Here is a 15,332-nt window from a genome sequence, read left to right as displayed (position 1 = left end):
TGCGCTAGACTGGTCGGGTCGCCTCCGGGGGGAAGCCATGCCGCGCCTTGTCCGCCTTTACACCGCCAGCGTCGCGACCGGGGTCGTGCTGGCCATGCTGTTCACCGGTTTGCTGGTCTGGCTCGACGTGGCCGGGCTGCGCCGGCTGGTCCTCGGCAGCACCTCGGGATGGCTGGGCGCGGGGCTTCTGGTGTTCTTCAACGCGATCGTCTTTGGCGGCGTGCAGTTCGCGATCGCGGTGATGCGGCTGGCAGATGCGCCGCCGCCGCGCGGCGGACAACGGCGGCCGACGCGGGCAGCCGCGTATCCGCCCCGCGTCATTCCCGCGACGGTTGCCGCACCGGCCCGGCGTCGCTGAGGCGCCCGCGCGGCCGGGCAGCGGCCACAAAAATCACACGCATCCGTGCCCAAACTGCAACATTTCGCCACCGCGGCCCGCGTGTTTTGTCTGCCCATTAATCAGGCAATCACGGCGATATTTCCGCGCTTTTCATGTCCCCCGGCGCTCCGGCGCCCGCGGAAATAGCCAAAAACGCAATCAATTCCTGTCCTTCCACCGTGACGCGCAAAGTTCCTCATCCGCCCCTCACGTTAATATTTCGGCAACTTCCCGCGCATGGCGAGAATGCCACAATATCCTCACTTTTTTGGCATTTCCCGCGCTTGCGCGGCGGGGTTTGAACCGCGCGGCAAGCCGCTAGATTAACCGACAGCAGAGATGCACTGGCGCCTTCAGGATGCCAGGACAAGGAAACCCAGTTTGTGAGGTTCGAGATGAAACAAGTTACCCTGCTGACCGGCACTGCCGCCCTTCTGGCCGCCCTGTCCGTGCCCGCCTTCGCCCAGACCGAGATCGCGACCGGCGCCGATGCCGTGGGCGTGTCGGCCGTCGACGATCGCATCACCGACATCGAGGACGCGGTCACGGACGATTTCGACCGTTCGGCCGATGCCGACCGCTTCGGCCCCGCCGACCGCCGTCAGGGCCTGTTCGGCAACATGTCGCTGAGCTATACCGGCCGCACCGGCAACACCGAGAACCAGGACTTCGCCCTGGCCGGCCGCGTGTCCTACAACCAGGCGCCCTTCGCGCAAAGCCTCGGTCTGGCCATCGAGTTCGGCGAGGACGACAACGGCAACAAGGATCAGGAAGAAGTCAGCGCGATCTATGACGCGCAGTACTACTTCAACGACCAGTTCTATGCCTTCGCCCTGGGTCGTTTCCAGATCGACGGTCTGGTTGACGGCGTTGCGAACGCACCGGGCGACGATCCGGCCGAAGAACTGACCGACCTGCGCCGCGACGGCTTCCTGGGCTTCGGTCCGGGCTACCGCATCATCAACACCGACACGACCACCTGGCGCGTCCAGGCCGGTGTCGGCGTCCGCTACACGCAGACCGGCGCGCAGTACCTGTCGGACGACTCGGACACCGAAACGGGCTACATCGCGTCGTCGCGCCTGTATCACCGCTTCAACGAGAACGTGTTCATCACCAACGACACGGACATCCTGTCGTCGGACGCCAACGACATCGCGACCAACGAGTTCGGTGTGAACTTCAAGGTCTCGGACCAGCTGGCCACCCGCATGAGCTACACCACCGAGTACCAGTCGGACCGCGCCATCCGCACCGACAACACGCTGGGTCTGGCCGTCGTCTACGGCTTCTGATCCCCGGATCGGAAACTTCTGGAAAAGGGGCGGGCCATCCCGCCCCTTTTTCATGTGCGCGTGACAGGCCGGGGCCGCAGGGCGGCACGGCGCATCGCACACCCCGCCAGGCTGTGGCGCCGCGATGCCCGCCCGGGCGGTGTCGATCTAGGAAGATGGCGGCGGGAACCGCAGCAACCGCGGCGGCACGAGATTTCCCGAAAGCCTGGAGTACCAGGTGGGCGCCGGTTAACGAGACCAGGGTCACGCCAGAGCCAGCCCCCTCGGAAAGATTATAGGCCAGTGGAAATAAGGCCGATCGCGAGAAGAGCAGAAGCCCGCCTGCCTCGACAGATAGGCGTTCGGCCCCGCGCTTTCAAGCAGGCAATGGCGACCGTCCCGACAGGGGCCGCTTGCGCGACGTTGTCGTTTTGTTCTAGGCTGTGGCATGGATCGCCCCCCGCCTGACCCCGGCCCGACGCCGAATTCCTGCCCGCCAGTGCCGCTGCCCGCGCTGCCGGGCCAGCGCCTGGCCCGCGGCGTGGCGCGGCTGCTGGTGGGCCTTGGCCATGCGGTGCTGTGCGAATTCGTGCCCGTCCGCGGGTTGCGGGTCGACCTGATCAGCATCGGGCCGAAGGGCGAGATCTGGATCGTCGAATGCAAGAGCAGCCGCGCCGACCTGCGCGCCGACCGCAAATGGCAGGGTTATCTGGGCTGGTGCGACCGCTATTTCTGGGCGGTGGATGTCGATTTTCCGCTAGGGCTGCTGCCTGAAGAGGGCGGGTTGATCCTGGCCGACCCCTACGGCGCCGAGATCGCCCGGATGGCCCCCGAGACGCGGCTTGCGGCCCCGCGCCGGGCCCGGCTGACGCGCGACATCGCGCGGGTGGCCTCGCTGCGGCTGCAGGGTCTGGCCGATCCGGGGCTGGTCAGCGGCGCGGCCCCTTAGGCTTGCCGGGCTTGCCCGCCTTGCCGCGCGTCTGGCTGACCGCCTCGGCCGCCGCCATCAGCTCTTCGGCGATCTCGATGGCTTCCTCGGGCTCGAAATCCAGCGGCAGGTCGATGCCCGGCGCCTCGACATAGATGCGCACCATACCCTTGTCGGTCGGCCCCACCTGAAGGTTGGCGGCGATGTTGCTTTCGCTGTTGATGCTCACGGCGCGATCCTTGCTGTTCTGTGACGCTTTCTCTAGCGCGCGGGGATTTTGGCGGCAAGTGAGGCTTGCAACCACGCCGTCGCGGCGTTAAAGGACGCATCCGTGCCGCCTTAGCTCAGTTGGTTAGAGCGCTGGATTGTGGATCCAGAGGTCCCCCGTTCAAGCCGGGGAGGCGGTACCATCTCCCTTCGACGCCGACCTCGTCCCTTCCGGCCCCGACGCGCCATTTTTCTGCGCATCGGTGGAACAATGGGCATGGCCTTCGGGTTTCCCATCCGAAGCAGGACTGGACCTGCGGAAAGGACATTCAGATGGCTGACATGAACCAGACGACCGAGAAGTTTCAGCGCGATGCCCAGGCTGCCGCCCGCGAGGCCAAGGACGACCTGCGCGAAGGCGCGCGTCGCGTCGCCGACGAGGTGCGCGACACCGCGGATCGCCTCGCCGACAATTCTGGCGCCCAGAGGATCCTTGATCGCGGCGCGGAACTGGCCGAGACGGCCCGCGAAACCGGACGCGAATATGTCGAGCGTGCCCGCGAGAAGGGCGGCGAATATGCCGAGCGCGTCCGGCACGAGGCCGACCGGTTGTATGTCGAGGGCCAGCGCAAGGCCGAGGAAGTCGCCCATTACGCCGAGGAACGCTATGACGAGCTGTCCGAGATGGTGCGCCGCAACCCCGCGCAATCGCTGGGCATCGCGGCGGGGATCGGGTTCCTGGTCGGCCTGATCCTGGCACGTCGCTAAGTCGTCCGGCATGTTCGACTACGCGCAGAAGCTGCAACTGGCCGTGTCCGATGCCGGCAGGCGCCTTGGGATGAAGGCCGCCGCCGGCGTGGTGGTGGCCGTCGCGCTGGGCTTCCTTATCGCCGCGCTGTGGTCCTGGCTTGCGGTCGAGATGGCACTTGGCTCGGCCATGGCATCGCTGATCGTCGGGGGCGGGCTGCTGCTGTGTGCCGCGATCCTGATGGCGATGGCAGGGCGCAAGCGCCACGCGATGCCCACGACCGACGAGCTGAAACGCGAGGTCGAGGCGCGCGTCTCGCTGGCGGCCGATGCCGCCGCCGACCGCGCACGCGCCGAAGCCGCGCGGCTCGCGGACATGGCCCAGAACCGCGTCCACGCGCTGATGGACGATGCGGGATACCGCGCCAACAAGCTGGCCGAGGATGCCGAGCGTCGCGTCACCGGCCTTGTGCGCGACACGGCGCAGACCGTCGGGCTGACCAGCGGCAATCTGCAGGCCGCCCGCGAGGGGGTTGCGCGGGTGAGACAGGGCGCGACCCGTGCCAGCAGCAGCAATGCAGGCAGCATGGCCAAGCTGATCGGCGCCTTCGCCGTCGGTGTGACCATCGCCGCACGGCTGCAGGAAGGCCGGCGATCTGCGGATCGCGACTTTGATCCCGATGACGTGATGTAGGCCCGCGCGCCCCGCAGGCACCGCTTCTTGAAACGGCAATGGCGGCCCCCGGGGCCGCCATCTGCATGTCCGGGATCGTTGACCCCGCCCTGTCAGGCCGCGGATCTGCGGCCCCGCAGGTCGCCCGCCAGATCGCTGAGATCGTCCCAGGTGAAGGGCGAGGCGAGGCTGAACCAGCCGCGCGCAGCCACTGCCTCGGGAGGGTCGTCGCCACGGCGCACGACCATCTCGGCCCGGTGGCGGCTGGCGGCGTCGGTCAGGCCCAGCAGGTCGATCTGGTCCACCGAAAGCTTCGTGACGATCACCACGCGCGGCGCGGACCCGTTCTGCGCCTCGGTCTCGGCGAGTGCACCGTGGATATCCTCGGGCAGCGACAGGCATCGGATGTCGCAATCCGGCAGCGCCATGCGCAGCCCTTCCTGCATGTCGCGGGCGACGAAGAGATCCTTTTCGATGAGCAGAAAGCGAAATGTCTGGTCCGACATCGTAGCGACTCCTGTCGGTTGCCGGTGATCCAGCTGTCACCATCCCATTGCAGACCGCGCAATGCAATTAAACCTTTGTGAACCTGGCGCCGCGCGGCAGCGCCGACCGGATTCAGGGGCAGGGGCGCAGGCGGATCGGCGCCGAGGCGGTCCGGCCCAGATCATGGCAGCGCGCCGCATCGCACAGCCGCCAGCCCTGACCGGTGGCGCCGCTGGCGGCCAGCAGCAGCGAGGTCTGCGCGGGCAGGGCGGGCGACCAGACCCACCAGCCGTCTTCCAGGACCGCACCCGGCCCCGGCTCCATCCCCGCGCCGCTGCCCTTCACGGCGGCGCGGGTCAGCCGCATGAGCCCGTCCTCGTCGATCCTCCAGGTCTCGCGCCAGGTCTGGCGTTCGACAGAATGGGTCCATTCAAGCCGGAATTCCGGACCAGACAGCGCGAGGACGACCATCCCGGCCAGCAGGCAGGCGCTCATCGCGGGCGGCGCAGCCGGATCAGCGCGGCAAAGGCGAGAAACAGGCCGAAGCCGATCTCGTCGGTGACCGGCAGCGCCGCGATCAGCGCGACCGCACCCGCCGCCGCCAGCAGTCGTTCCCAGACCGCCAGCCTGCGCCCGAACCAGCCGATCACCGCGATGCCCCACAGCCCGATGGCGATGACGCATTTCACCACGATATAGGCCACGGCGGGCACATAGCCGACCGCCTGCGCCATCGGCCCTCCATCCTGCAGCATCAGCGCCGGGGTGTAGACGGCCATGTAGGGGATGACGAAGCCCGCCGCGGCGACCTTGACGGCCTCGAAGCTGATCTTCAGCCCGTTCTCGCGCGCGATGGGGGCCGCGGCAAAGCAGGCCAGCGCGACCGGCGGCGTCAGGTCGGCGAGGATGCCGAAATAGAACACGAACATGTGGCTGACGATCAGCGGCACACCCAGTTGCAGCAGCGCCGGCGCCGCGATGGTCGAGGTGATGATGTAGTTGGGGATCGTGGGGATGCCCATGCCCAGCACGATGCAGGTGATCATGGTCAGGACCAGCGACAGGATCAGGCTGTTCTGGCCCACCGACACGATGTAGAGCCCGAAGGTATTGGCCGCGCCTGTCAGCGTCATGGTGCCGATGATGACGCCCACCAGCGCGCAGGCGACGCCGACGGGCAGGGCGGTCTTGGCCCCGTCGGCGAGGCTGTCGACGACCTGCCGGATGGTTTGTCGCCCCCCCGCCCGCGCGGCGTTCCACACCAGCAGCGCGCCGATTCCCGTCCACAGCGCGTTGTTGCCAAAGCGCAGGAAGCTGGCCGCGACCAGTCCGAGCCCGATCCAGAAGATCGCCCGCAGCATGCCTTCGGGCAGGCCCAGCGCCGCCGAGGCGCCCAGGATCAGCATGATCGTCAGCGCGAGGCCGACGGTGCCCGCGAACAGCGGCGTGTAGCCCGAGAACAGCAGCCAGACCAGCACCGCCAGCGGCAGGATCAGATACCAGCCCTCGCGCAGGGCGCGGCGCGCCGAGGGCAGATCCTCGCGCGCCATGCCGCGCAGGTCGCGCCGCCCGGCCTCCAGATGGACCATCCAGAAGGTCGAGGCGAAATACAGCAGCGCCGGAATGATCGCGGCGCGGACCACCTCGACATAGGCGACGCCCAGGGTCTCGGCCATGATGAAGGCCACGGCGCCCATCACCGGCGGCATGATCTGCCCGCCCATCGAGGCGGTGGCCTCGACGCCGCCCGCGAAGGCCGCACGATAGCCGAAGCTTTTCATCAGCGGGATGGTGAACTGGCCGGTGGTGACGACATTGGCCACCCCGGAGCCCGAGATGGTGCCCATCAGCCCCGAACTGATGACCGAGACCTTTGCCGCCCCGCCCATGCGATGCCCGACAAGGCCAAGGCTGACATCGGTGAAAAGCCGGATCATGCCCGCCTTCTCGAGAAACGCGCCGAACAGGATGAACAGGAAGATGTAGGTCGCACTGACGTAAAGCGGCGTGCCATAGATGCCCTCGGTGCCGAAGGACATCTGTTCGACCACCTGCGCCAGGTCATAGCCGCGGGTCACCAGCGGGCCCGGGAAATACTGCCCGAACAGCGCATAGACGAGGAACAGCCCCGACACGATCGGCAGGGCCGGCCCCATCACCACCCAGGCCGCGGCGAAGGTGGTGATGAGGGCGAGGATGCCGATGACGACATCGATCTGGTTCAGGCTGCCCGACCGCATCATCAGCGGCACGTATTCGGCCCATTGATACCCGGCCACCACCACGCCCAGCCCGGCCAGCACCCAGGCAAGGGCGCGCGTGGCGGGCCCGCCCCGCCGCAGCGCCGCCAGCAGCGGAAAGCACAGCAGCATCAGGAACCCCAGATGCAGCGCCCTCTGGATCTGGCTGGACAGGCTGACCACATGCGCCGCAATGGCGATCTGGTACAGCGAGAAGGCGACCGCGATCCAGTAGAGAAGCCGCCCCTCGAGGCCCGGAGGAAAGCTGTCGGCCAGCGGATCGTGAAGGGCCGGACCCGACGCCGGGTCGGGCGGCGGGGTCCGGTCCATGTCGGCGGGGCGATCCATGCGCGAGGCGCCCTATTCCGCCGCGACGCCCACCTCGTCATAATAGCGCTTGGCGCCCGGATGCAGCGGCACCGGCATGCCCTGCAGCGCATTCTTGACGTCGATGCCCGCCGTGGCGGCATGGGCGGCCGCCAGCTCGTCGAGGTTCTCGTACATCGATCTGGTCATCTGGTAGGCCAGATCATCGCTGACCGCGTCCGAGCTGACGAGGTAGTTGATGACCGCCACCGTTGGCACCGCCTCGGCCTGGCCGTCATAGGTGTTGGCCGGGATCGTCTCGGCAACATAGGGCGCTCCGAGGCTGGCCGCCACATCCTCGGGCACCGAGACCACGGTGATCGGGATCGAGGTCGACAGATCCTTCAGCGAGGCCACGCCCAGCCCCGCCGATTGCAGCGTCGCGTCAAGCTGGCGGTTCTTCATCAGCTCGACCGATTCCGCGAAGGGCAGGTATTCGACCTTGCCTAGATCCTCATAGCTCATCCCGGCGGCCGCGAGGATCGCGCGGGCGTTCAGCTCGGTGCCGGATTTGGGCGCGCCGACGCTGAGCGCCTTGCCCTTCAGGTCGGCCAGGGTCTTGATGCCGCTGTCCTGGCTGGCGACGATCTGGATGAAGTTCGGATACATCGCCGAAATGCCGCGCAGCTTGTCCAGCGGCTGCGGAAAGCCCGCCTCGGCGTTGCCCTCGACCGCCAGCTTGACGCTGTCGCCCAGCGAGATCCCGATCTCGCCCTTGCCCTGCTGCAGCAGGTTCAGGTTCTCGACGCTGGCCTTGGTGGCCTGCACCTGAACCTTCGCGTCGGGCATCGCCTCGGTATAGATCTTCGACAGCGCGCCGCCGACCGGGTAATAGACACCCGAGGTGCCGCCGGTCAGGATGTTGATGAACTGCTGCGCGCCGGCCAGCCCCGGCAGCGCCGCCAGAGCCAGCCCCGCCGCGACGGCCACGACCCGGTTGCGAATGGTCATCATTTTCCTCCCTGATGCCTTTTGTTTCGAAAAGGTTAGGGGGGAATGCCGCACAGGTCAAAGGCCAATCGCCACCGTGACGGCGGGTGAGAGACAGACCGGCACGCGCCCCGCAGATTGCGGCGCGCGCGCGCAAACCATTGGAAAGGCTTTCGGATCAGGCGTTGGCAGCGCGGATCTTGTCGGCCGCATCCTTGTCGTAGCCGACGCCCTTCTGATCGAACAGCTGGTCCAGTTCGCCCGACAGGGTCATCTCGGTGACGATGTCGCAGCCGCCGATGAACTCACCCTTGACGTAAAGCTGCGGGATCGTCGGCCATTCCGAGAACTCCTTGATCCCCTGGCGCACCGCCTCGTCGGCCAGCACGTTCACGTCGCGGTAATCCACGCCCATGTAGTTCAGCACGCCCGCGACCCGGCTTGAAAAGCCGCATTGCGGCATCTCCTTGCTGCCCTTCATGAACAGGACCACGTCTGCCGTGTCCACGATCTCCTGGATTCTGGTCGTCACATCGCTCATCGCGTCGGTCCTTCTTTCGGTCTTCTGGCCCGCGGCGGGCGGGCCGATTGTCGGGGCTGCGGGGCAGGGCGCCAGCCGCTCAGTCGGGGGCCTTCGTGGTCAGGGCCAGCGCGTGCAATTCGCCCGCGGGACCGTCCATCCGGCCCTGCAAGGCGGCATAGACGGCGCGCTGCTGCTGGACCCGGTTCTTGCCGCGGAAGCTTTCGTCGATCACCTCGGCGGCGTAGTGGTTTCCGTCGCCGGCCAGATCGGTGATGGTGATCTGCGCGTCCGGGAACGCCGCCCGGATCAGCGCCTCGATGTCATGGGCTTCCATCGCCATAAAGCAGTCCTTCTCGCTTTGCCCTCATATGTAGGTGAAGCGGGCAGGGCCCGCAAGGCTGCGGCGCGGCGGTCCTTGGGTTCGACGCGGGCGACGCGCATCCTGCCAGTGCCGCAAGGCTGCCGCGCCACGCATCCGCGAGTGTCCGATCACCCGGCGACCAGGTACGGACATGCCGATCGCGAGGCTGTCCGATACCTGCCCCTTGCCGTAGCCTGGGGTCTCATCCGCCGCAGAGGGCCTCGTGCTGCCTGCGCTGTTCATACCGGGCAGGGCCGCGGCTGCCTGTTTCGCAGAGAGGGTCGGCAGCAGCGGTCGGGCGCGCCAGTGCCTGACTGCCTGCGGCGCGCGTGCGAAGGTTGCAAAGCAGGATCACTCCGATATCTTGATAATCTGTATTATGGAACAAAGATGGCTTGTTGCTGGGCCACACCTGGGCCGCGGACCTCGTTCATGCCGTGTGAAGCGCCATTCGCTTTCGCTTGGTGTCAAGGCATGTCACGCGCCGCGGCAGGTCAGCCACGCAGTGCGGCGTTCATCGACATTGCATCAACATCCGCGCGCAGGCGGTTGGAAATATCCCGCAATCGAACGAGATCCTGAATCCTGGACTGTTCGGCGCCGCGCTGCCGAGTTCCGTGCGCTGGCAGACCGCGCGATATGGCCTGCCACCATTTCGGGGCTTGCCGCCGGCGTCGCAGCACCCGAAAGTCACCGGGCATCAGAAGGAGGCGTCCATGGCTGTTTCCCCGCCGGTCTGCGATTTCGGGGCCGCATGGCATGATTTCACGCTGCCCGGCACGGATGGGCAGCAATACACACTGGCCGATGTCGCCGGTCCTCGCGGCACGCTGGTGATGTTCATCTGCAACCATTGCCCTTATGTCCAGTCGATCATCGACCGGATCGTGCGCGATGCGCGCCTGATGCAGGACGCGGGCGTCGGGGTCGTGGCGATCTCGGCCAATGACGTTGCCGAATACCCCCAGGATGGCCCCGAGCAGATGGCGGCCGAGGCACGCCGCCACGGCTTCGTCTTTCCATATCTCTACGACGAGACCCAGCAGGTGGCGCGGGCCTATGGCGCCGAATGCACGCCCGACTTCTTCGGATACAACGCCGACGGGCGGTTGCAGTATCGCGGCCGCTTCGACGCCTCGACGCGCATGGCCGGACCCGGCGATGCGCGGCGCGAACTGCTCGAGGCGATGCTGCAGATCGCCGAGACCGGCGAGGGGCCCGAGCATCAGATCCCCTCGATGGGATGTTCAATCAAGTGGAAAAGCGCATGACAGTCTGCATGGCCCCCTGCCCGGTCGTCTTCGACCTCGACGGCACGCTGATCGATAGCGCGCCCGACATCCATGCCTGCGTGAACGCGGTGCTGACCCAGCATGGCGTGGCGCCGCTGACGCTGGACCGGGTGCGCAGCTTCGTCGGCGGCGGCGTCGAGGTGCTGTGGGCCAGGATCGCCTCGGCCACCGGCCTTGATGCGGAACAGCGGCGCGACATGATGGCCTCGTTCATGGTGCGCTATCACGATGCGACGCGGCTGACGCGGCTGTTTCCCGGCGTGACCGAGGCGCTTGGCGCGCTGGCTGATCGCGGCCATCCGCTGGGCATCTGCACGAACAAGCCGCTGGGGCCGACCCATGCGGTGCTGGATCATTTCGGAATCCGGCAGATCTTCGGCGTCGTGATCGGCGGCGACAGCCTGCCCGAGAAGAAGCCCGATCCCGCACCGCTGCGCGCGGCCTTCGCGGCGCTTGGCGCGGACCCGGCGGCCCCGCAGGCGCTGTATGTCGGCGACAGCGAATTCGACGCGACCTGTGCCGCGGCGGTGCCGGTGCCCTTCCTGATCTACAGTCGCGGCTATCGGCTGACCCCGATCGATCAGCTGCCGCACCGCGCCGTCTTCGACGATTTCGCCCACCTGCCCGGCCTGATCGAGGCCCATGCCGCCGCCTGAGGCGCGGCGGGCGCGCAGGGCTGCCCGATCGGGCGGCGCGACCGGGCCCCGCGGGCCGCGCAAGGCCGCGCCCGCTTGACAATCGGGTGCGCTTGGCGCCAATCCGGGGCATCGCCATCAGGAGGGACGCCATGGATCTGCGACAGCTCAGCCCGACCCTTGCGGTTTCAGGCCAGATCCAGCCCGAGGACGTGTCGGCCCTGGCGGCTGCGGGTTTCCGGGTGCTGGTGAACAATCGCCCCGACGAGGAGATCGACCCCTCGATCGACCACGAGGCGATGGGCAAGGCGGCCGATCTGGCGGGCATGGCCTATCACTACCTGCCCTTCCATCCCGGCCAGGTCACGCCGCAGCTGATCACCGACTTCACCGAGGCGACGGCCGGGCGCGGCCCGACCATCGCCTATTGCCGGTCCGGCCATCGCTGCACGGTCCTGTGGGCGCTGAGCCAGGCGGGCAAGCGCCCCGAGGCCGAGATCCTCGAAACCGCCACCGCCGCAGGCTACGACCTGTCGGCGGTCCAGCCCCTGATCGCCTCGCTGGCCAGCCGGAAACGCTGAGCCGGCAGCCGCTCAGGCGGGAACGTTCAGCGCCCGCTTGACATTCGCCGTCCAGCCCAACAGGCGCTGATCGCCGGCAACGATGGCGGGGCGCTTCATGACGCTGGGCTTGGCGCCCATCATGGCGACCGGATCGAGGGCGCGGTCCTCGTCGGACATGCCGCGCCATGTCAGGCTGGCGCGGTTGATGATCTTGTCGCCGAACTCATCGACCATGCGGCGGCGTTCGTCCTCGGACAGGGGATCGGCCTGCACGTCGCGGAACGTCACCGTCCAGCCCCCCTCCTCAAGCGCGGCCTGCGCCTTCTGGCAGGTCGAACAATGCGGCAGGCCGTAAAGCGTCAGCGTGTCGGGCATCACGAAACTCCGGTCGGTCAGATGAAGGGGACGAAGGGAACGCCGCAGGCCGAAAGGCCCAGAAGCGCCGCAAGGGCAAGGAAAAGGCGCATGGGTCAGGTCTCCTGCAAGGGGCACCGGGCGGTTATCGCCACAGGGGCGATCGGGCGCAATTCACAAATCGTGACCCTCGCCCGGACGCTGCAGCCGCTTGCGGACCTGCCGCATCGCCCCCCAGACCAGCAGCACCGCGACCGGCGTCGCGGCCGCGATCAGATAGGCCTTGTCGATCCCCGCGGCCGCAGCCAGCGGATACAGCGCATAGGAGAGCAGCCCCACCGCGTAATAGCTGATCGCCACCACCGACAGCCCCTCGACGGTATGCTGCAGCCGCAGTTGCAGGTCGGCGCGGCGATCCATGCGTTCCAGCAGCGACTGGTTCTGGGCCGAACGTTCCACATCGACACGGGTGCGCAGCAATTCGCCCGCCCGCGCCGCGCGTTCCAGCATCGCCTTCAGCCGCGCCTCGTTGGACGCCACCGTGCGCATCGCGGGCTGATAGCGACGGCGCATGAACTCGGTCAGCATCTGCCGGCCATAGAAGCGCGTCTCGCGCAGCGCATTGATGCGATCCATCACGATCGCCTCATAGGCCCGGGTCGCGCCGAAGCGGAACGAGTGCTGCACCGCCTGCGCCTCAAGCTCGGCCGAGACGGACAGAAGCTCGTGCAGCACGGTATCGGCGGGGCGGTGGTCGTCAGTCATGCCGTCCACGATCGCCGACAGCCGCGGCTCGACCTCGTTCAGCCGGCGGCTGAGCGAGCGGGCGCGGCCCAGCCCCAGCATCGACATGGCCCGATAGGTCTCCAGCTCGACGATGCGGTGAACGATGCGACCGATCCGGCCTTCGCCGACATCGGCACGCACGAACAGCGCGAAGCGCATCCAGCCATCGGCGTCGATGCGGAAATCGCCGGCGATCATCGCCGCTTCCTCAAGCACCCAGACGGCGGTCAGGCTGTCGCGCGCGAACCAGTCACCCATCCGGTCCAGCGCCTTTTCGGGATCGTCAGGCAGGCGGTCGATCTGCACCATCACCGCCGCGACGCGCTTGCCCGGGGCGTGCATCTGCCATTCCTCGGGAAAGATCGCCGCCGCGCTGGGATCGAAGGGCCGGATCGGCAGGCCCGGCGTCGTGGCCATGTAAGTCACGAATTCGGTATGGCTTTCCCATTTCAGCGCGTGGCGGCCAAGGGTGCCCTGGTAATGGCTGTCATCGGCATCGGGCCGCTGGCCGCCGTGACGGTTGGTGAGTTCGGTCAGGTGGTCCACGTCGCGCTGCCGGTCGCGGCTGGCCGCGTCGCGCGGTTCCTTGAAGGCCACGAAGACGCAGGTGGCGGGCGCTTTCAGGCGTGGCGAGGGCCGGGCATGAAGTTCATTCACCAGCGCATAGCGCAAGGGATGTTCGGTTGCCGGGCCCACGCCGTTCTCCTGTCCTTACCTGCGGCCGCACAGCAGGATGTACAGCACCCCGCCAAGCACCGCGCCGATCAGCCAGCCAAAGCCCGACAGGGCCTGCAGGGCTGGCAGCCACACCGTTCCGATCGAGAACAGCGCGGCGATCCCGACCGCCGCGATGGCCCGCATGTTCCACCCGCCATCATAGTGATAGCGGCCCGACGGGTCTTCGGTGAAAAGCTGATCGATTGCCAGCTGTCGCTTCTGCACCACATAATAGTCGGCGATCAGGATGCCATACAGCGGCGCCAGGATCGCGCCCAGGGTATCGACGAAGCCCGCGATGCCGATCTGCGAGATCAGCGACACCCACAGCGCACCGATGACGAAGGCGATCGCCGCCGTGATCAGTCCGCCGGTCTTCGCGCTGATCTTCGAGGGCGACATGTTGGCGATGTCATAGGCCGCAGGGATGAAATTTGCGACGAGGTTGATGCCGACCGTCGCGGCAAAGAAGGTGACCGCGGCGATCAGCGTCAGGGCAAGGCTGTCCACCCGCGCGACGATGGCGGTCGGATCGGTCAGCCTTTCGCCGAACAGCACCACCGCGCCCGCGGTGATGAACAGCGCGATGAAGGAAAAGAACGCCATCGACACCGGCAGGCCCCAGAAGTTTCCGGTCCGCATCTGGCCCTCGGTCTTCACGAAGCGCGAGAAATCCCCGAAATTGATGACCACTGCCGCGAAATAGGCGACCATCGTGCCGACCACCGCGATGAAGCCCGCGACGGCGCCGCGATCGCCCTCGCCGCCGCCCTGGAAGATCGCCCCGATCTCGCCGAAGATGCCGTTGCCGGCCTTCCACCAGATCATCAGCGCCAGCGCGATCATCACCACATAGACGAAGGGCCCGGCCCAGTTGAGGAACTTTCCGACCCATTCGATGCCCATCAGGAACAGCCCGATCTGAAAGCCCGCCACGATGATGTAGGCGACCCAGTCCACGCCGCCGAGGCCCAGAAAGCCCCCTGCCCCTGCCCCGGCCTCGGTCCCCAGCAGCGCATGGATCGCCAGCGCCACCGCAGTCGAGGCGAAATAGGTCTGCACTCCATACCAGAAGATCGCGACGATGCCGCGCACCAGCGCCGGAAACCGCGCGCCCTTCACCCCCATCGAGGCCCGCGCCATCACCGCATAGGGGATGCCATAGCGGACAGAGGGCCGCCCCGAGAGGTTCACCAGCCACATGACCAGCAGGCCCGCCACGACGATGGCCGTGAAGGTCAGCCAGCCGTTCAGCCCGTAGGACAGGAACAGCGACGCCGCCAGCGTATAGCCGAACAGGCTCTGGATGTCGTTGTTCCAGACGTTGAAGATCTCGAAGGCACCCCAGTTGCGCCGCTCATGCGGGATGGGCGCCAGATCCTCGTTGTAAAGCGACGGATCGCCGCTGCTGACATGGACATAGTCTGAATGGTTCATAGCGCTGTCCCCGTGAATTGTTAACAATCACATCACAGCGCGCCTCCGCGCGTGCAATCAAGAAGATTTCGGCAAGGAAAATAGCCGAAAGGCTTGAAACAGTTTCGCGGTCTTATGAGTGGACCGGATGCCCGTCTTGTGGGCAGGCCCGACGCGAATCGGTCGGGCAGAGGGGCCGCCGGGCGCATGGCACGCCCGGCGGCAAGGGATCACTCGATCATCGGCAGCAGCTTGTTGACCGAATCCTTGGCGTCGCCATAGAACATCCGGGTATTCTCCTTGAAGAACAGCGGGTTCTCGATGCCGGAATAGCCGGTGCCCTGGCCGCGCTTGCTGACGAAGACCTGCTTGGCCTTCCACACCTCCAGCACCGGCATGCCGGCGATGGGGCTGTTCGGGTCGTCCTGGGCAGCCGGGTTCACGATGTCGTTCGA

The 15,332-nt window shown here is 67.0% G+C and carries 19 protein-coding genes and 1 tRNA gene; 9 read left to right on the top strand and 11 right to left on the bottom strand.

Annotation, left to right across the window (positions count from 1 at the left end; genetic code table 11):
* Positions 1 to 37 precede the first annotated feature (37 nt).
* The 3 genes from Q5Y72_RS13345 (at position 38) to Q5Y72_RS13335 (ending at position 2,602) form a co-directional block, all read left to right on the top strand.
* Entirely contained in the window at positions 38 to 358 is a 321-nt protein-coding gene (locus Q5Y72_RS13345; protein ID WP_305963921.1) for a hypothetical protein, read from the top strand.
* A gap of 416 nt (positions 359 to 774) precedes the next feature.
* Complete coding sequence (locus Q5Y72_RS13340) at positions 775 to 1,674, top strand: DUF481 domain-containing protein (RefSeq protein WP_305963920.1); 900 nt, start codon at positions 775 to 777, stop codon at positions 1,672 to 1,674.
* Positions 1,675 to 2,152: 478 nt separating this feature from the next.
* Positions 2,153 to 2,602, top strand: coding sequence for an MmcB family DNA repair protein (locus Q5Y72_RS13335; RefSeq protein WP_305963919.1), 450 nt, complete (start codon positions 2,153 to 2,155; stop codon positions 2,600 to 2,602).
* On the opposite strand, the gene Q5Y72_RS13330 is transcribed toward Q5Y72_RS13335, so the two are convergent.
* The gene (locus tag Q5Y72_RS13330) at positions 2,583 to 2,810 is read right to left on the bottom strand and encodes a DUF6324 family protein (RefSeq protein ID WP_305963918.1); all 228 of its coding nucleotides are present in this window, start codon (positions 2,808 to 2,810) and stop codon (positions 2,583 to 2,585) included. The two genes, Q5Y72_RS13335 and Q5Y72_RS13330, sit on opposite strands and share 20 nt — an antisense overlap.
* A gap of 104 nt (positions 2,811 to 2,914) precedes the next feature.
* Between Q5Y72_RS13330 and Q5Y72_RS13325 the strand changes: the two genes are divergently transcribed.
* The 3 genes from Q5Y72_RS13325 (at position 2,915) to Q5Y72_RS13315 (ending at position 4,229) form a co-directional block, all read left to right on the top strand.
* Positions 2,915 to 2,991 (top strand) — tRNA-His (locus tag Q5Y72_RS13325).
* Positions 2,992 to 3,121: 130 nt separating this feature from the next.
* Entirely contained in the window at positions 3,122 to 3,556 is a 435-nt protein-coding gene (locus tag Q5Y72_RS13320) for an ElaB/YgaM/YqjD family protein (protein WP_305963917.1), read from the top strand.
* A gap of 10 nt (positions 3,557 to 3,566) precedes the next feature.
* Complete coding sequence (locus Q5Y72_RS13315) at positions 3,567 to 4,229, top strand: phage holin family protein (protein WP_305963916.1); 663 nt, start codon at positions 3,567 to 3,569, stop codon at positions 4,227 to 4,229.
* 92 nt (positions 4,230 to 4,321) lie between these two features.
* On the opposite strand, the gene Q5Y72_RS13310 is transcribed toward Q5Y72_RS13315, so the two are convergent.
* The 6 genes from Q5Y72_RS13310 to Q5Y72_RS13285 form a co-directional block, all read right to left on the bottom strand.
* Complete coding sequence (locus Q5Y72_RS13310; protein ID WP_305963915.1) at positions 4,322 to 4,714, bottom strand: hypothetical protein; 393 nt, start codon at positions 4,712 to 4,714, stop codon at positions 4,322 to 4,324.
* 112 nt (positions 4,715 to 4,826) lie between these two features.
* Entirely contained in the window at positions 4,827 to 5,189 is a 363-nt protein-coding gene (locus Q5Y72_RS13305) for a DUF1850 domain-containing protein (protein WP_305963914.1), read from the bottom strand.
* Entirely contained in the window at positions 5,186 to 7,282 is a 2,097-nt protein-coding gene (locus Q5Y72_RS13300) for a TRAP transporter permease (protein WP_305963913.1), read from the bottom strand. The genes Q5Y72_RS13305 and Q5Y72_RS13300 overlap by 4 nt, the downstream gene beginning before the upstream one ends.
* Before the next feature lie 12 nt (positions 7,283 to 7,294).
* On the bottom strand, positions 7,295 to 8,251 hold the full coding sequence (locus tag Q5Y72_RS13295; protein WP_305963912.1) for a TAXI family TRAP transporter solute-binding subunit: 957 nt from the start codon (positions 8,249 to 8,251) through the stop codon (positions 7,295 to 7,297).
* A 157-nt stretch (positions 8,252 to 8,408) separates the two neighbouring features.
* Positions 8,409 to 8,771: a Grx4 family monothiol glutaredoxin gene (grxD, locus tag Q5Y72_RS13290; protein ID WP_305963911.1), complete on the bottom strand. Its 363-nt coding sequence runs from the start codon at positions 8,769 to 8,771 to the stop codon at positions 8,409 to 8,411.
* A gap of 79 nt (positions 8,772 to 8,850) precedes the next feature.
* The gene (locus Q5Y72_RS13285; protein ID WP_305963910.1) at positions 8,851 to 9,093 is read right to left on the bottom strand and encodes a BolA/IbaG family iron-sulfur metabolism protein; all 243 of its coding nucleotides are present in this window, start codon (positions 9,091 to 9,093) and stop codon (positions 8,851 to 8,853) included.
* A gap of 737 nt (positions 9,094 to 9,830) precedes the next feature.
* Between Q5Y72_RS13285 and Q5Y72_RS13280 the strand changes: the two genes are divergently transcribed.
* From Q5Y72_RS13280 to Q5Y72_RS13270, 3 genes are all read left to right on the top strand, one after another.
* A complete protein-coding gene (locus Q5Y72_RS13280; RefSeq protein WP_305963909.1) occupies positions 9,831 to 10,385 on the top strand; it encodes a thioredoxin family protein in 555 nt (184 codons plus the stop codon).
* A complete protein-coding gene (gph, locus tag Q5Y72_RS13275) occupies positions 10,382 to 11,062 on the top strand; it encodes a phosphoglycolate phosphatase (RefSeq protein ID WP_305963908.1) in 681 nt (226 codons plus the stop codon). The genes Q5Y72_RS13280 and gph overlap by 4 nt, the downstream gene beginning before the upstream one ends.
* A gap of 131 nt (positions 11,063 to 11,193) precedes the next feature.
* Complete coding sequence (locus tag Q5Y72_RS13270) at positions 11,194 to 11,622, top strand: protein tyrosine phosphatase family protein (protein ID WP_305963907.1); 429 nt, start codon at positions 11,194 to 11,196, stop codon at positions 11,620 to 11,622.
* Between the two features lie 12 nt (positions 11,623 to 11,634).
* Here Q5Y72_RS13270 and Q5Y72_RS13265 read toward each other — a convergent pair whose 3' ends face one another.
* From Q5Y72_RS13265 to Q5Y72_RS13250, 4 genes are all read right to left on the bottom strand, one after another.
* Positions 11,635 to 11,979, bottom strand: coding sequence for an arsenate reductase family protein (locus Q5Y72_RS13265; protein WP_305963906.1), 345 nt, complete (start codon positions 11,977 to 11,979; stop codon positions 11,635 to 11,637).
* A 153-nt stretch (positions 11,980 to 12,132) separates the two neighbouring features.
* Positions 12,133 to 13,440 carry a DUF3422 family protein gene (locus Q5Y72_RS13260; protein WP_305963905.1) on the bottom strand — a complete coding sequence of 436 codons (1,308 nt, stop codon included), beginning with the start codon at positions 13,438 to 13,440 and terminating at the stop codon, positions 12,133 to 12,135.
* Positions 13,441 to 13,455: 15 nt separating this feature from the next.
* Positions 13,456 to 14,898, bottom strand: a complete 1,443-nt coding sequence (locus Q5Y72_RS13255) for an NCS1 family nucleobase:cation symporter-1 (protein WP_305963904.1) — start codon at positions 14,896 to 14,898, stop codon at positions 13,456 to 13,458.
* 209 nt (positions 14,899 to 15,107) lie between these two features.
* On the bottom strand, positions 15,108 to 15,332 hold a 225-nt coding region (locus tag Q5Y72_RS13250), incomplete at its 5' end, for an NAD(P)(+) transhydrogenase (Re/Si-specific) subunit beta (protein WP_305963903.1).

It is taken from the genome of Paracoccus spongiarum, from assembly GCF_030732095.1.
GTDB lineage: Bacteria > Pseudomonadota > Alphaproteobacteria > Rhodobacterales > Rhodobacteraceae > Paracoccus > Paracoccus spongiarum.
This window is presented reverse-complemented; position numbering and strand designations above follow the sequence as displayed.

What these genes read in the sequence shown, in the direction of transcription:
- Q5Y72_RS13280 (WP_305963909.1), top strand. Translation starts at nt 9,831, where the DNA reads ATGGCTGTTTCCCCGCCGGTCTGCGATTTCGGGGCCGCATGGCATGAT.
- Q5Y72_RS13305 (WP_305963914.1), bottom strand. Translation starts at nt 5,189, where the DNA reads ATGAGCGCCTGCCTGCTGGCCGGGATGGTCGTCCTCGCGCTGTCTGGT.
- Q5Y72_RS13270 (WP_305963907.1), top strand. Translation starts at nt 11,194, where the DNA reads ATGGATCTGCGACAGCTCAGCCCGACCCTTGCGGTTTCAGGCCAGATC.
- Q5Y72_RS13300 (WP_305963913.1), bottom strand. Translation starts at nt 7,282, where the DNA reads ATGGATCGCCCCGCCGACATGGACCGGACCCCGCCGCCCGACCCGGCG.
- Q5Y72_RS13345 (WP_305963921.1), top strand. Translation starts at nt 38, where the DNA reads ATGCCGCGCCTTGTCCGCCTTTACACCGCCAGCGTCGCGACCGGGGTC.
- Q5Y72_RS13255 (WP_305963904.1), bottom strand. Translation starts at nt 14,898, where the DNA reads ATGAACCATTCAGACTATGTCCATGTCAGCAGCGGCGATCCGTCGCTT.
- Q5Y72_RS13340 (WP_305963920.1), top strand. Translation starts at nt 775, where the DNA reads ATGAAACAAGTTACCCTGCTGACCGGCACTGCCGCCCTTCTGGCCGCC.
- grxD (WP_305963911.1), bottom strand. Translation starts at nt 8,771, where the DNA reads ATGAGCGATGTGACGACCAGAATCCAGGAGATCGTGGACACGGCAGAC.
- Q5Y72_RS13320 (WP_305963917.1), top strand. Translation starts at nt 3,122, where the DNA reads ATGGCTGACATGAACCAGACGACCGAGAAGTTTCAGCGCGATGCCCAG.
- Q5Y72_RS13315 (WP_305963916.1), top strand. Translation starts at nt 3,567, where the DNA reads ATGTTCGACTACGCGCAGAAGCTGCAACTGGCCGTGTCCGATGCCGGC.
- Q5Y72_RS13265 (WP_305963906.1), bottom strand. Translation starts at nt 11,979, where the DNA reads ATGCCCGACACGCTGACGCTTTACGGCCTGCCGCATTGTTCGACCTGC.
- Q5Y72_RS13295 (WP_305963912.1), bottom strand. Translation starts at nt 8,251, where the DNA reads ATGACCATTCGCAACCGGGTCGTGGCCGTCGCGGCGGGGCTGGCTCTG.
- Q5Y72_RS13310 (WP_305963915.1), bottom strand. Translation starts at nt 4,714, where the DNA reads ATGTCGGACCAGACATTTCGCTTTCTGCTCATCGAAAAGGATCTCTTC.
- gph (WP_305963908.1), top strand. Translation starts at nt 10,382, where the DNA reads ATGACAGTCTGCATGGCCCCCTGCCCGGTCGTCTTCGACCTCGACGGC.
- Q5Y72_RS13285 (WP_305963910.1), bottom strand. Translation starts at nt 9,093, where the DNA reads ATGGCGATGGAAGCCCATGACATCGAGGCGCTGATCCGGGCGGCGTTC.